Here is a 15,099-nt window from a genome sequence, read left to right on the forward strand (position 1 = left end):
CTCATGAATATGATAAAAACAAAACGATTCAGTTTGCTTATTTTGACCACTGCGGTGGGATTCCCGTGTTTTGCTATGCAACCATTAGATGATCAGTCTCTTTCATCTACTACTGGTCAAGATGGGATCAGCATTGGTATTGGAATGGATAAGATCGAGTTCACACAGGCTGCGATCATTGATCAAGACGGAATTAAAGATCCAATATTAGGAAAAAATTATTCACAAGCAGCTGGCTTAGTGGTCGCAGGTCCAACTGGTAATCCAATTCAGGTTCAATTTTTAGGGCATACCCCTGGTTCGTCTACAATCGATGCAAAAATTGATACAGACGGAGGCAATGGCACGCCATTTGCCAATATAGGTATCACTTTTGCGGAGCAAATTACAGGGTTTAAATTGAGTCCATTCGCACTTTATATCGCCAGCAGTAATCAGGTGTCTAGTGCTACACAAACTAAATCGATTTATAATGATCTGAAGCAATTGGTGCCTGGTGTCGCTAAAATTTTAGAAATAGGCAGTGCTGATAGAAACTTTGAAATTACATTAAATCAATCCCAACGTCCTCAGATCAATGTTCAATTAGGCAATGTGCCACAAGGCTACATGGTCCAGTTTGGAGGCGCAATTCAATCAATCTGTGGCACAGGCACAGGCTGTCCTATTTCATTTGTATCTGGTAATTCTTCTGCAAAATTCGATTTTCAGGCTAAAGCTACTGATCAAAACAATGGCTTTTCATTATCTGGTTTCCATGCAGGTGTTGCACCTTTAGGTATTTACATCGGAAATACAGGACAATCTAGTAAAATGAATGTTGGTCTCAACAATGTGATCTTGGGACGTGAGGGGGCGAGTAGTCCGACGGTCTTTAATGGTTTAGCGAATGGCTCAATGGGGAGCTTTGGGGCTATTGGTACATCTGTGAAAGATTTGAAAGTGAATATCAACGGTCTATAAAAAATCCCGCGAATAGCGGGATTTTTTATGCTCAAATTATTGGGCGATTTTAGCGAGTATTTCTTCTTTACTCAGGTTGCTTGATTCAGTATCAGAACGACCTTTGTACTCAAAAGTACCAGCATCTAAACCTTTTTCACCGATAACAATACGGTGCGGAATACCTGTAATTTCGATATCGGAGAATTTAACGCCTGGTCGTTCATCACGGTCATCTAAAAGCACGTCATAACCAGCAGCTTGAAGTTCTGTATAAAGTGCTTCAGCAGCCTCTACAGTACGAGGTGATTTATGAGCATTCATCGGAACGATTGCGACATGGAAAGGTGCAATAGCAGCAGGCCAAATAATTCCTTTTTCATCGTAATTTTGTTCAATGGCAGCCGCGACTACGCGAGTCACCCCAATTCCATAACAACCCATTGTTACAGTGAATGGTTTACCATCCTTACCTAATACTTTGCAGCCCAGAGCTTCAGAGTATTTTTGACCTAATTGGAAAATATGACCAACTTCAATACCACGTTTAATTTGAAGTACACCTTTACCATCTGGAGATGGATCACCCTCAACAACATTGCGAAGATCATAAACTTCAGTGAATTGAGCATCACGCTCCCAGTTCACACCTGTCGCATGTTTGCCTGCTTCGTTTGCACCTGCAACAAAGTCAGACAATACTGACGCTGCTCGGTCAACGATGACATTAATCCCTTTTTCGACCAGACCTTGAGGACCAACAAAACCAGCGGTTAAGCCTAAAGCACTCAGTTGTTCTTCAGTTGCAAATGTAAGTGGTGATGCAATCAGCGGATGTTTCTCAGCTTTGATTTCGTTTAGCTCATGATCCCCACGAAGGAATAGTGCTACGACAGGCGTAGTTTTACCTTCTTCAGCGATTCCTTGTACCAACAAAGCTTTGACAGACTGTTTTGCATCGGTACCTAAGAAAGCAGATACATCAGCTATAGTTTTTTGATTTGGTGTTTCAACAATTTTTAATTCTTGAGTTGGTGCAGCACGTTCACCTACAAGAATCGCTTCAGCCATTTCAATATTGGCTGCATAATCTGATTCAGTTGAGAATGCAATATCGTCTTCACCGCTTGATGCCAATACATGGAATTCATGCGAACCTGAACCGCCAATTGAACCTGTATCCGCCTGAACTGGACGGAAGTCTAAACCTAAACGAGTAAAAATACGGCAATAGGCATCGTACATCGTGTCGTAAGTTTCTTGTAATGAAGCTTGATCTGCATGGAATGAGTAAGCATCTTTCATCACGAATTCACGAGAGCGCATAACACCAAAACGAGGACGAACTTCATCACGGAATTTAGTTTGCACTTGGTAGAAATTAGCGGGTAATTGTTTATAACTTTTGAGTTCGTTACGCGCTAAATCAGTAATGACTTCTTCATGTGTAGGGCCGAGAACAAACGGGTTGTTGTGACGGTCATTAAAGCGTAAAAGTTCTGGACCATATTGCACATAGCGACCAGATTCTTCCCATAGACTTGCTGGTTGGGTCACAGGCATCAATACTTGTAGTGAACCAGCACGGTCCATTTCTTCGCGAACAATCGCTTCGACTTTATTTAACACACGTACGCCCATTGGCAACCAAGAATATAATCCTGAAGCCAATTTACGAATCATACCCGCACGAAGCATCAGCTGATGAGAGATTACTTCAGCATCACTTGGGGTTTCTCTTAACGTTGCAAATAAAAAGCGACTCGCGCGCATGGAATTTGTCCTAATAATGAGCGTTAAAGCATAAGATTATACGATAAAAAATGAGGTGAGCATTTTGAATGACACCTCATGACAATTCTCTACATTATGACATGAATTTTCGTGTTTGACGTACCATAAAATTCTTAAAGTCATCTAAGTAAGTAAAGATAACGGGAACGACAACTAAGGTCAGCAGGGTAGAGGTAATGACGCCCCCAATGACAGCATGCGCCATCGGAGCACTTTGTTCACCTCCTTCACCCAAGCCTAATGCCAATGGCACCATACCCATGACCATCGCACTCGTGGTCATCAGAATGGGTCTCAGTCGAGTTTTACCTGCAGCAATAATGGCATCAAAACGTGTCTCACCGCGATCAATAGCTTTCTTAATAAAGTCAATGAGGAGAATCGCATTCTTGGTTACTAATCCCATTAACATGATGATGCCAATAATGGAAAATAAATTCATTGTTGAGTTAAATAAGAATAATGCAAGGAATACCCCGACCAATGACAATGGTAATGAGGCCATGATCGCCGCAGGATGAATAAAACTATTGAATTGAGAGCCTAAAACAATATAGATAAATACAATAGAAAGTGTAACGGCTGTAACAGCGTACCCAATCGATTCTTCCATATCTGCGTTTGCACCTTGTGTTTCAAAACCATAGCCGGCAGGCATCTCGAAGTTATCTTGCAATGCTTTAATATCTCGACCAATATCACCTGCAGGTCGACCTGAAGTATTGGCTTCAACCATGACTTCACGTGCTAAATCACGACGGTTGATTTGAGATGCACCATAACTTTCTTGTGTGCTTGTTACGCTTGAGAGCGGAACCAAGATAGGTTGATTATTCGCATCCACTTTTTGCGATTTTAAATATAAATTATTGATGTCACTTGGAAGCGTACGTTGATCTTCAGAGAGGCGCAAATTGACATCATAGGTTTCACCTTTTTCGTCTTTCCACGTCGTTACATCATCACCAGCAAGGAGAGGGCGGATCACATTGGCAATTTGGCTGACTGATAATCCTAAATCGTTTGCCAGTACACGATTTACATGCACTTCAAGGGTAGGTTTAGGCTCTTTGAGCGAGCTTTCTAAATCGACGACACCATCAATTTTTGCCATTTCCACCATGAAGCGATCAGAAATTTTTTGTAATTCATCTAGCTCAGGTCCTTTGATGGAAATCATGACAGGCTTTTGACCACCAGACACAGTTTCATCCGCTGAAGCAATAGAGGTGAGGGTAATACCCGCCACTGTTTGTAGTCGATCACGAAACTCATTGGTTAAATCAGTCAGTGTCTGAGAGCGCTCTTGGCGAGGACTTAAACTGACTCGGATGCTTACGTGGTTTTTCCCGCGATCAGTCACCCCATTAATAACGCCGTACGTTCCTTTAACCTCTGGATGCTGTCGAATAATAGATTCAACTTGTTTTAACTTTGCCTGAGAGTATTCGAGTGAAGCATCTACGGGCGTTTCAAATTTGATCCGAATTTCACCTTTGTCTGGAACAGGTACAAACTCTGTTCCCACCATTTTTGATAGCGCGAGCGCGCCAAACAGTGAAGCAACAGCAACGATAATTGTTATAAAGCGGAATCTTAGAGCCAGTTTTAGCAGCTTCTCGTACACTTCATTTAATGAATCAAGTTTATTTGAGATCCCATTGAAAAAGCGTTTCAATGCGCTCGGTTTTTTATTTGGATGATGACGTTCAGCCCAGTGAGCTGAGAGCATTGGATCGAGCGTAAAACTGACAAACATTGAGATCAGTACGGCGGTACTCACTGTCACGCCAAATTGGTAGAAGAAACGACCGATAATACCGCCCATGAATGCAACTGGTAAGAACACCGCAACAATAGTCAAAGTGGTTGCGAGAACTGCCAGCCCAATTTCTTTGGTTCCATCTAAAGCAGCAGTCACATGATCTTTCCCCATATCAGCATGGCGGACAATATTTTCACGTACCACAATTGCATCATCAATAAGAAGACCAATACTTAAAGACAGGGCAAGAAGAGTCATCATATTGATGGTAAAACCAAAAGCCCAAATGAACGTTAATGTACCAAGTAAGGCGATTGGCAGGGTAAGGCCTGTAATAATCGTCGATCTAAATGAACCTAAAAACAGTAGAACGATGATAACCGCAAGTACACCACCTTCAATAATTGTACGGGCAACATCACCAATACTTGCTCGTATGCCTCGAGATGTATCGACAACTACTTTCAATGTTGTCCCTTTCGGGAGTTGTTGTTCTATACGGTTTAGTGTTTTATAAGCCGCATCTACAACATCAATTACATTTGAATCAGAGCTTCTGAGAATATCCAACGCGACAGCATTTTGACCGTTAATGAATGCACTCGACTCGAGTTCAGCTTGGCTGTCGTAAATTTCAGCTACTTGTTTTAAGTAGATTGGCGTGCCATTTTTACTCGCGACGATGAGATCCCCAAAGGATTGGGGATGAATTACTCTTGATTTAATTTCAACGACCAGCTCTGAATTTGACTGTTTGAGTGTGCCCCCAGGGACTTCAATGTTTTCGCCTTTTAGTGTGTTAATGACTTGATCAACGCCAACACCAAGACTTTGTAATTTTTGTGGATTAACTTCAATACGAATTTGACGCTGCGAGTCACCTAGCAGGTTAACTGTACCTACCCCACGAACAGTTCTCAATTGAGGAACAATTTTTTGATCTAAATAAGAGCTGAGCTCTCGGAGTGACATATTCTCAGACTCAAATACCACCGACATGATGGCACCTGCTGAAGGGTCATAGCGCTCAACAATAGGATCAGTAATTTCATCACGAAATTCAGCTGTCACTGGCGCAATTTTGTCTCGAATATCTTGAGCTGCAACGGTTGAAGGAACATCCAAATTAAACTCAGTGATAATTGTAGAGAGTCCTTCACTCGACTGCGATATCACTTGTTTAACACCTGAAATTGTATTGATCTGATCTTCCATCTTTTTGGTAATTTCAGATTCAACAGTTTCAGGAGAAGCACCTGGGTAAGTGGTATACACGACCACAAATGGGAAATCGACATCAGGGAATTCTTCAACTCCCATTCGTTGCCATGATGATAAGCCCAATACCATCAGGCATAGCATCATCATGATCGTAAAGACAGGATATTTCACACTGATTCGAGTTAACCACATAGTTCAGATCCTGTCTTACTTTGAAGCAATTGAGACTGTTTTATTTAAGTCATCATTATTAAACTTAATTCTACTGATGTAATCCGTTGGCTGAAGACCACTGATCATTGCAATATTCTCGTTGGGTTGTCGATCTAGAATTCGAATATTGGCTTTCTGAATTTTCTGATCACGGATGATCCACAGATAAGGTTTGCCATCTGCATCTTGAATAGTATCAAGCGGAACTTTTTGCCCCTGAATTTGTTTGTCATCTAAAATGAAACCTTCGACAAAAGCACCAATACTCAGTGAATTGATTGATTCATTCGGTTGAGCAAAAAACTCAACCTGACGACTGATTTGATCGGCCATTGGGGAAATGCGTGTTAACTTGGCAGTATAATTTTGGGTAGTCCCTTGAATTTTATATTCAATATTGTTTCCAATGTTGAGCGCATGTTGAGATTCGACAGGGAGTTTTGCTTGAATCTCTAATTTTTGTGGATCTACGATTTCAAATAGTGTTTGACCCATTGAAACGGTTTGACCAGGTTCAACTTGACGTTTGGTAATCACGCCAGAAATGGGGCTACGAATTAATCCATCAGCATCGGCTTTCAGTGCGATATCCACATTTGCTTGCTGAGCTCGTACAGTTTCGAGTTGAGCTTTATGCTCAACTTGACTTTGTTCATATTCAACCTTAGAAACAAATCCTTGATCATAAAGTCGTTTTTTTCGAGTGACCATATTTGCAGCTTGTTGTGCCTGCGCTTGTGCAGAAGCAAGATTAGCGCGAGCTTGTGCGAGTCGGGCTGCATTATCTTGATTATTTAAACGTACCAAGACTTGTCCTTTACTCACCCTTTCACCGACTTGTACAGAGACTTGACTAGCAGTGGCAGTCACTTGCGCTTGAATTGTACTTTGATTCACAGCGCGTATGGTGCCTGTGAAAGCAAATTTCAGATTTGAGACCCCATTTTCAACTTTGACTAAGTCCTGTTGTATTAATTCAATTTTTTGAGGGGTAGATGAGGTTGGCTGTACACTTTCGTCATTTTTTTGACAAGCGGCTAAAAGACAACTCGTACACAGCGTTCCTAATACGAGATATTTCTTAAACTGACTGCTGTGTCGAGTCGCATTCGGCATGTGATAATTCCTTTCCATTCAGACAAACTCTTCTTTATTCAAGAGTTTTTAAGCGCTTGATAATATTGTCGTATTGTGACTGAGTATTTCGATAGTTTGTTTGTAAAGATTCAATATTTTTTTGGATATTACTCATATTCTGTGCATTATAAGTGATTCGATCTTGTAAGTTTTTAGGGACAGGGTTCCCTTTCTTGATATAGGTCTGTTCCTGCTTTTTAAACAATATTCGATCTTGCTCCAGTTGTTGGTACTGTTGTTTTTGAAAGGTGATTTGTTGGTTGATGTTTTTCAACATATCATCACGTTTGTTCGCAGCCACTTTACTAGAACCGTAAGCGCGTTTTAAGCGTAAATCTTGTTCATGTTGTTTGGCTTGTTGCGTACGTACAGCACTTTGTTGCTGTTCTTTATCGGCATCATAAGGTCGATTTTTTTTAATCACTTGCATATTACGGTCAAGTGCTTCATAACCGTGACGAATATGCTCTGGTGTTACCGAGCTACTAATATTAGCTACGCCATTTTTATCATAATAACGATACCAAGACGGTTTGGTCACTGTGGTATTAGCAATTGCTTCACTGATACATAAACCAAATGTCATCATGATCACTAAGAATGTTTTATGATGAAGATGCTTTAACCCAATTCTTGATTTGTGCGAAAGATTAAACATTGGAATCGGCCCCCGTGATATCAATTCAATTTTTTAATTTTTGCTTTTAATAACAAGCATTTTATGTGGTTCTGGTAAATTTATAAATATAAACCGTTAAATAATTTACGCTTAATCTGATTCACCCTTAAATTCTCTGAAGCTTTGTGACACAATCTCTCCGCGAGTACTCAACTGCATTGAAAATCAATGTAATGTTATGTTAGAAAATAATGGTTATTCTCTAAATTAAGCGTTTCATTTTTCTTTAAATCTCATCTCAGGAAGGATCATTCAATGGATGATAATCTGCAAAATATTAAAGTGATGGTCATTGATGATTCAAAAACGATTCGTCGGACCGCAGAAACTTTATTACAGCGTGAAGGATATGACGTTGTAACTGCAGTAGATGGATTTGAAGCATTATCTAAAATTGCTGAAACTCGACCTGATATTATTTTTGTAGATATTATGATGCCGCGTTTAGATGGGTATCAAACGTGCGCATTGTTAAAAAACTCACAAAATTTCCAACATATTCCAGTGGTCATGTTATCCAGTAAAGATGGGATGTTTGATCAGGCAAAAGGACGAGTTGTTGGATCTGATGAATACCTCACGAAACCATTCAGTAAAGATGAGCTATTGAATGCGATTCGTAAACTTGTCGCTTCACGTTAAGTACTGGGAAAACAAAATATGACACGTATCTTAGTGGTAGATGACTCTCCAACAGAAATGTTTAGATTTAAAGAAATTCTGTCCAAAAATGGCTATGAAGTGCTAGAAGCAACCAATGGTGCAGATGGTGTTACCTTAGCGCAAGCAGAGCAACCAGATCTTGTACTTATGGATGTGGTGATGCCTGGTGTGAATGGATTTCAAGCGACACGGCAAATTGCAAGAGCTGATGTAACGAAGCATATTCCAGTTGTCATTGTCAGTACCAAAGATCAGGATACGGATCGAATTTGGGGCAAAAGACAAGGCGCTGTCGACTACCTGATCAAACCTGTAGATGAATCAAGATTACTTGATGTCATTCAGCAATATTTAAATACAGGCACAGCATGATCATTCAAGATGAAAGTGATCAACAACACTGGTTAACGCAAGCCAGTAATGCTAATTCGGCTCAAGCAAATGAGTACCGTGATGTGCAAAATCAGGACCTCTGGTCTGGTGTATGTTTTAAAGTTGAGCAGCAGCAATTTATTACCCCACTAGGTGATATTGCGGAGGTTAGCCCTTTACTGAGCATTACCTCATTACCACTTACGCCGCCGTGGTATTTAGGTTTGGCGAATTTGCGAGGTCGAGTACTGTCCGTATTAGATCTAAAGCAATTTGCTTTGAGTAAATCAACACAATTACACGCTAATGTTAAAATTTTATGTTTTAACGTGGGGCAAGACTGTGTTGGATTGCTTGTGGATGAAGTCCTTGGTGTAAAACATTATAAGAATAATACCTATAGCACCAGTTCGGATTTGATCGCAGAACCATATAGATCGTTTTGCCAAGGTTATTTTCTCGATCATTCAACACCTGTAGCTGTGCTGATGATGAGTCTGCTATATGAGCATGATTGTCTAAAGCACATGTTCACATCAAATTCAATTTAATGTCTAGTCAGCAATAGTTTTTTGGGGGAGCTGAGTGAGTTTACGGTTAAAAAAGACCAGTCGGAATGTGAATGATTCAGATTCCAACACACAGGGATGGAAAGCTTCACTTAAGTTAAAACTTGAACAGTTTTCAGAGCTGTTTGGGCAATCTGCCCAAACGAAGTCTTATTTAATCATGGCTATTATTAGCCTCGTTTGTGCTTTTCTGATTTCATTGTTTCTCATGTTTAATCTCCCGCGCACGGTGGAGCAAAGTCGTGGGGTGGGGGAACTGAAATATCTCAATCAAATGATGATTATTCAGACTCAACAGTTTGAGGATAATCCTACAGATTACACATTACAGATTCTCAAAAACTCTCAGCTTATTTTTAGTTCACAACTTGAAAATGTAAAATCAGTTTATTTTTTTAGTCCAGCTTTAAATGAAGTAGATCGACTGTGGTTAGAGTCTCAAAGCAATATCACGGAATCTCAGTTACAAAAAATTCAAGTTGCTCTCAATGAAATTCGTACAGGTTCGACGTGGTTACTGATTTTACTGTCACTTTTATTGTTGATTAGTTTATCGAGCTTCACCTTTGCAGTGATTAAACTTTTTATTTTAAGAAGCCAAGAAGATCGTTTGCGTTTAATGGAACTGGTGGATAAAGATAAGAAAAATCAAACCGCGATTTATCGACTTTTAGATGAAATTGGTGATTTAGCTGAAGGCGATTTGACCAAATATGCTGCGGTTTCTGCAGATTTTACGGGGACAATCGCGGATTCAATTAATGTAGCGATAGATCATTTGCGTGATTTGGTGATGAGAATTAATCAGGCTTCTCAACAAGTTACCCAATATATTCATCAAACTCAGCATATGAGTTCACAATTGGCGCAATCTTCAGAGCTGCAAGCTCGTGAAATCCAAAATACATCGCTTGCCATTCATGACATGGCAGACTCAATTGATCACGTTTCTGAAAATGCAGCGCAATCTGCAAAAGTTGCTCAGCGCGCGGTACTTATCGCAGCGAAGGGGGGAGAAGTGGTTGAACGATCAATAGATGGAATGGATCAAATACGAGGGCAGATTCAAGAAACATCTAAAAAAATTAAAAGACTGGGTGAATCTACTCAAGAGATTGGTAACTTTGTTGCAACCATTGAAGACATTGCAGGGCAAACGCATCTGTTGGCTTTGAATGCAGCCATTCAAGCCGCAATGGCAGGCGATGCTGGACGAGGTTTCGCTAGTGTTGCTGATGAGGTGCAGCGTTTAGCTGAACGTTCAACTGCTGCGACCAAACATATTGAGATATTGGTAAAAAATATTCAATTAGATACGCATGAGGCCGTTCGCTCTATGGAGCAAACAACTTCTGAGGTGGTTAAGGGGACTGGACTTGCTCAAGATGCAGGAGCAGCACTTGCAGATATTCAGTTGATTTCAAAACAGTTGGCTCAACTGATTGCGAATATTTCAGCATCTTCAAAAGTTCAGTCAGCCGCTGCGGGGCAAATTGCGAAAACAATGTCGCTTGTGCAAGATGTCACACGAGAAAATCATGCTTCAACCTTAGATACTGCACAATCGATAGCAGAACTCACTCAAATGGCTGATTCTTTAAGGAAATCAGTTGCAAACTTCAAATTACCTGAGTGATTGAGCCATGAAAAATAATAATCCTAATAAAATACAATTATATCTTTCAGAAGCACTCTATCGTGCATATGTCGATATGCAGCTTCCTCAGGATGAATTAAATTTTGAAGATGAGGAGCTTATTACCACCTTTGCTGAAGAGCTTAAGGAATTACTTCTAGAAATATCAGAAAATTTTCAAGTCTTATCGAATGATTTAGAACAGTTAAATATTTGGCAAGCATTGCGCCGTAATTTTCATACCTTAAAGGGTTCAGGTCGAATGCTTGGATTCAACTCAGTTTCTGAGCTTGCATGGACCGTTGAGACAATACTGAATATTAGGCTTGATCAGCAACGTTCATGGAGTCAACTGGTCCTTGAGTATGTTGAGCTGATCTCTCGTATATATCGCTACATCATTGTGCCTAGTTTAACAGTTAAACAAGCGATTCAATTAGATGTTAAACCTCTATTGCTTTTAGGTCGGCAATTAGAACATTCAAATACCATAGATCAATCATTACATCCTTTGTTGGCGATCAACGCTCATCTCACACAGCTAGATCTAGATTTCAGGATTGAATGTCATTGTTTGAGTGACTCAAATTCACTCTCAGCAGCAGCCACAATGGAGAATACTCAAATATGGGATAACGAGGTTCTGCAAAGTTTTTATGCTGAAGCTTCAGAACAATTGAAATCCCTGCAAGATATGTTGGATAAATCCAATCAACAATTTCAGGTGGATACGCTTGCACGTGTTGTCCATTCTCTCAGGGGGAGTTCTGCAATTGTTGGACTTGAGAAAATTGAAGTATTGAGTCAGTCATTCGAAAAAATAATACAACGTAATCCATCTCTTGATACCAACAATAAAGAATTGCAAGCGCTCACAACGCAGTATATTGATTTAATCCAGTATTACTTAGAAAGCTTGCAAACAACAGGTGACAACGTAACGAGACAACAACAGTTTCAGGCATTAGAGCATACTTTTTTAATCGCATTGAGAGACTTCTCAGAACAGATTATACAGGACGATCCAAATCTTGATCCGCAAGAATTACTCAAGAAAATTGTAGATTTGGGTGTAGAAGATGTTTTCCTTATCGATACCTTTGTACAAGATGGTATTTCTAACCTTGTTAGCTCTACACGTACTACTGAACGTTCGAGCTTACTGAGTCAACAACTCAGTTCAATTGCTAAATTTGCCATTCAAGTTGATTTTGATCTCCTTCGAAAAATTTCAGAAATTTTGAGTTCAATTCACTCCAACATTGCAAGAGAACCGAATTCAATTGCCTACTCAAATGTCCACCGAGTTTTACAACAAGGGCATGAAAAACTCTTAGAAATATTTGATGAACTTGCTATAGGTCAATTGGCTCAAAATAATGAGGCTTCTCAGCAACTATTAGATGATTTAAAACAACTTAATCATGAATACTTCAGTTTTTCCAATCAATCGAATTGTAGTGGTACTATAGAGCAGGAGAGCGAAGTATCTGCTCGATCCTTAGATGAAACAATTCTGACATTACTCAATATAGATTACGCACTCAAAGATTCAGCGAAAGCAAAACAGGGCTTAGATCGTGAAGTAAGTGGTTTTTTTGTCGAGGAAGCGGAAGAAATCTTGTCTCAAATAGAAGACTTGTTCAATGCATGGTTAGAGTATCAAGAAGATGCTACGTGTATCCAAAAAATTATGCGGCAATTGCACACGTTGAAAGGTGGTGCATACATGTTGCAAGCAGATTACTTTGCAAATCTAATCCATGAGCTTGAATCTTTATATCTTCAACTCATTTCAGAGCAACAAATTGATATAAAAAATTTCATTATTTTGATTAAAGCCTTACAGCAGGATTTGGTACGGCGTGTCAATATCATTAAAGTTGAGTCTGTCGATTATCCGGTGGAGCAGGCATCAAGGCTTATTCAGAGTTTAATTGAGCTTGGACATTTAAATCTTAAGGGGGGTGACTCGAAGCTGAACTTAGTACATTCGATGCAAAATGATATCACTCATCACATGTCTTCGGATTTTAGTATTCATTCAACTTTATCAGCGGACCTTGAAACCAATTTAAGTGATTTAGTCACTACGCATAATAATTCATCAAAGTTTGACTCTTCTTCCATTCAGCAAAACTCACATCAGAATGAACCATCTAACGCTAAGGAGAGTGTTTTACCGCCCCCAATGAGTGGCAATTTGCAAAAGTTTGTGCAATCTGCCGTAGCGAACGAGACACTTTCAGTCTCTACTGCTGTAATTGAAGCAACTCTTAATTTGATTGGGGAGGATTTGATTCAACGTTCGCAAGTTGAAGTAGAGTTAAAATCATATCGGTCAAATTTGGTAGAAATGGATCAAACCATTCAGCGCCTTACTTCACAATTGAGACGGATGGAAGGGGAATTAGAATCCCAAATTTTATTACAACGTAGATCACATAATTCCGCCGAGCATGGGTTTGATCCCTTAGAAATGGATCAATATTCATCACTCAATCAACTCTCTAAATCTATATCAGAGTCAACATCAGACTTGTTAGATATCAGAAACACTCTGCACGAAAAGCTTCAGTCTGCAGAAAGTATATTGATTCAGCAGGCAAGAATACAAAACAACATCCAACACTCGTTGATGCGTACTCGTGTCGTGCCATTCAAGACGATACAAATGCGTCTTGAACGCTTATGCAAGCAACTTTCGATGAATCTGAATAAATCTGTTCAGTTACAGATTGAACATGCAGACATCGAATTAGATCGTAGTATTCTTGAAAAGTTGATCACCTCACTTGAGCATATTCTGCGTAATGCGATTGATCACGGAATTGAGTCAGCAGAACAGCGGTTGAAATTAAATAAACCTGAACAAGCAGTCATGCAACTGACACTGGTGAATCATCACAATGAGCTGAGTATTTTGATCAAGGATGATGGTCGAGGAATTGATTCACAAGAGATTAAGCAAAAAGCTGTTGAATTTGGTTGGCTCAATACTGAACGGGAATATTCTGAAACTGAACTATTACAATTGATTTTTAGACCAGGCTTTACCACTGCTGCAAAATTAACAACGGTTTCAGGACGTGGTGTCGGTTTAGATGTCGTAAAAAGTGAAATACAGGCACTGGGTGGGCATGTTCATGTTACTTCGGAAAGAGGACAAGGAACTTGTTTTGAAATCAGAATTCCTAAATCTTCAATTATTACTGAAGCGTTGATGGTAAAAGTTGCAGATCAATTCTTTGCCTTACCATTACATCAAATACAACGTGTTGAAATGATTGATAGACATGATTTAAATCACGCGAAACAACAGAGTCAGTTGTTGAGGGTGCATGAAGCAAGTTATCAATTAAACGATTTGGCTGACTTCGTGTTGTTAAATCAAAATATAAAAAGAAACTCACCATATTCAGAAACCCAAAAAGTTCCAGTGATTTTGGTGAATATGCACCAGTCTCAACCTGTGGCTTTATTCGTTGATGAAGTCTTAGGAACTAATTCACAAATTATTGTGAAACAGACTGGGAGGCTGATCCATCAAATTGATTATCTCAGCGGTGTAACCATTATGGGCAGTGGAGAAATTTGCCCAATTTTAAATGTAAATCGTGTGGTTCAATATCTCACTCAGCAGGATTGGTCTGTACATCTAGAGTCGAAGCTCTCAAATTTAGAGCATGACAATGAAGCACCTACGATTTTAGTGGTTGATGATTCGGTCACAGTTCGAAAAGTGACATCTAAACTACTTGAGCGTTATGGTTACCAGATTGTCACAGCTATAGATGGTATTGAAGCACTTGAACATTTACAGCATTCAACACCTGCCTTAATGTTAATTGATGTTGAAATGCCAAGAATGGATGGTTTTGAAGTGATGCAGTGGGTGAGAAATCAACCACATCTGCAGAACTTACCTGTGGTTATGATCACTTCACGAGTGGGGGATAAGCATAAACAACATGCTCTTGAACTTGGTGTATCGGCTTATATGGGTAAACCTTTCCAAGAAGCAGTGTTGATTGAGCAGATCAATCAGCTTTTAAAACAGGATTGAAGTATTTTAAGCGAATTAAAAAAGGATGCATTCGCATCCTTT

The 15,099-nt window shown here is 39.6% G+C and carries 9 protein-coding genes and 1 pseudogene; 6 read left to right on the top strand and 4 right to left on the bottom strand.

Annotation, left to right across the window (positions count from 1 at the left end; all coding sequences use genetic code 11):
• The first annotated feature begins 3 nt into the window (after nt 1-3).
• Nucleotides 4-963 (top strand): DUF6160 family protein, encoded by a 960-nt coding sequence (locus tag AC1M9L_RS06115; protein WP_481591615.1) that lies wholly within the window; start codon nt 4-6, stop codon nt 961-963.
• Nucleotides 964-999: 36 nt separating this feature from the next.
• Here the strand turns inward: AC1M9L_RS06115 and AC1M9L_RS06120 are convergent, their stop codons facing one another.
• The 4 genes from AC1M9L_RS06120 to AC1M9L_RS06135 form a co-directional block, all read right to left on the bottom strand.
• Nucleotides 1,000-2,715 (bottom strand): proline--tRNA ligase, encoded by a 1,716-nt coding sequence (locus AC1M9L_RS06120; protein WP_481591616.1) that lies wholly within the window; start codon nt 2,713-2,715, stop codon nt 1,000-1,002.
• Nucleotides 2,716-2,809: 94 nt separating this feature from the next.
• Nucleotides 2,810-5,914, bottom strand: coding sequence for an efflux RND transporter permease subunit (locus AC1M9L_RS06125; protein WP_481591617.1), 3,105 nt, complete (start codon nt 5,912-5,914; stop codon nt 2,810-2,812).
• Between the two features lie 15 nt (nt 5,915-5,929).
• Nucleotides 5,930-7,051: an efflux RND transporter periplasmic adaptor subunit gene (locus AC1M9L_RS06130; RefSeq protein WP_481591618.1), complete on the bottom strand. Its 1,122-nt coding sequence runs from the start codon at nt 7,049-7,051 to the stop codon at nt 5,930-5,932.
• 34 nt (nt 7,052-7,085) lie between these two features.
• Nucleotides 7,086-7,658 (bottom strand): hypothetical protein, encoded by a 573-nt coding sequence (locus AC1M9L_RS06135; protein ID WP_481591663.1) that lies wholly within the window; start codon nt 7,656-7,658, stop codon nt 7,086-7,088.
• 348 nt (nt 7,659-8,006) lie between these two features.
• Here AC1M9L_RS06135 and pilG point away from each other — a divergent pair, with 348 nt between their 5' ends.
• The 5 genes and pseudogenes from pilG to AC1M9L_RS06160 all read left to right on the top strand — a co-directional run bounded on the left by pilG (nt 8,007) and on the right by AC1M9L_RS06160 (nt 15,057).
• A complete protein-coding gene (gene pilG / locus AC1M9L_RS06140; protein WP_035269072.1) occupies nt 8,007-8,393 on the top strand; it encodes a twitching motility response regulator PilG in 387 nt (128 codons plus the stop codon).
• An 18-nt stretch (nt 8,394-8,411) separates the two neighbouring features.
• On the top strand, nt 8,412-8,786 hold the full coding sequence (locus tag AC1M9L_RS06145; protein WP_035269071.1) for a response regulator: 375 nt from the start codon (nt 8,412-8,414) through the stop codon (nt 8,784-8,786).
• Nucleotides 8,783-9,337 carry a chemotaxis protein CheW gene (locus AC1M9L_RS06150; RefSeq protein WP_481591619.1) on the top strand — a complete coding sequence of 185 codons (555 nt, stop codon included), beginning with the start codon at nt 8,783-8,785 and terminating at the stop codon, nt 9,335-9,337. The genes AC1M9L_RS06145 and AC1M9L_RS06150 overlap by 4 nt, the downstream gene beginning before the upstream one ends.
• Before the next feature lie 529 nt (nt 9,338-9,866).
• Nucleotides 9,867-10,991, top strand: a pseudogene (locus AC1M9L_RS06155) (methyl-accepting chemotaxis protein); the annotation flags it as partial.
• Between the two features lie 7 nt (nt 10,992-10,998).
• Nucleotides 10,999-15,057, top strand: coding sequence for a hybrid sensor histidine kinase/response regulator (locus AC1M9L_RS06160; protein WP_481591620.1), 4,059 nt, complete (start codon nt 10,999-11,001; stop codon nt 15,055-15,057).
• Nucleotides 15,058-15,099: the final 42 nt, after the last annotated feature.

Source organism: Acinetobacter sp. ANC_7511, assembly GCF_056779975.1.

Bases quoted from the DNA above. Each gene is read 5' to 3' on its own strand.
- AC1M9L_RS06115 (WP_481591615.1), top strand. From the start codon at position 4: ATGAATATGATAAAAACAAAACGATTCAGTTTGCTTATTTTGACCACT.
- AC1M9L_RS06120 (WP_481591616.1), bottom strand. From the start codon at position 2,715: ATGCGCGCGAGTCGCTTTTTATTTGCAACGTTAAGAGAAACCCCAAGT.
- AC1M9L_RS06125 (WP_481591617.1), bottom strand. From the start codon at position 5,914: ATGTGGTTAACTCGAATCAGTGTGAAATATCCTGTCTTTACGATCATG.
- AC1M9L_RS06130 (WP_481591618.1), bottom strand. From the start codon at position 7,051: ATGCCGAATGCGACTCGACACAGCAGTCAGTTTAAGAAATATCTCGTA.
- AC1M9L_RS06135 (WP_481591663.1), bottom strand. From the start codon at position 7,658: ATGACATTTGGTTTATGTATCAGTGAAGCAATTGCTAATACCACAGTG.
- pilG (WP_035269072.1), top strand. From the start codon at position 8,007: ATGGATGATAATCTGCAAAATATTAAAGTGATGGTCATTGATGATTCA.
- AC1M9L_RS06145 (WP_035269071.1), top strand. From the start codon at position 8,412: ATGACACGTATCTTAGTGGTAGATGACTCTCCAACAGAAATGTTTAGA.
- AC1M9L_RS06150 (WP_481591619.1), top strand. From the start codon at position 8,783: ATGATCATTCAAGATGAAAGTGATCAACAACACTGGTTAACGCAAGCC.
- AC1M9L_RS06160 (WP_481591620.1), top strand. From the start codon at position 10,999: ATGAAAAATAATAATCCTAATAAAATACAATTATATCTTTCAGAAGCA.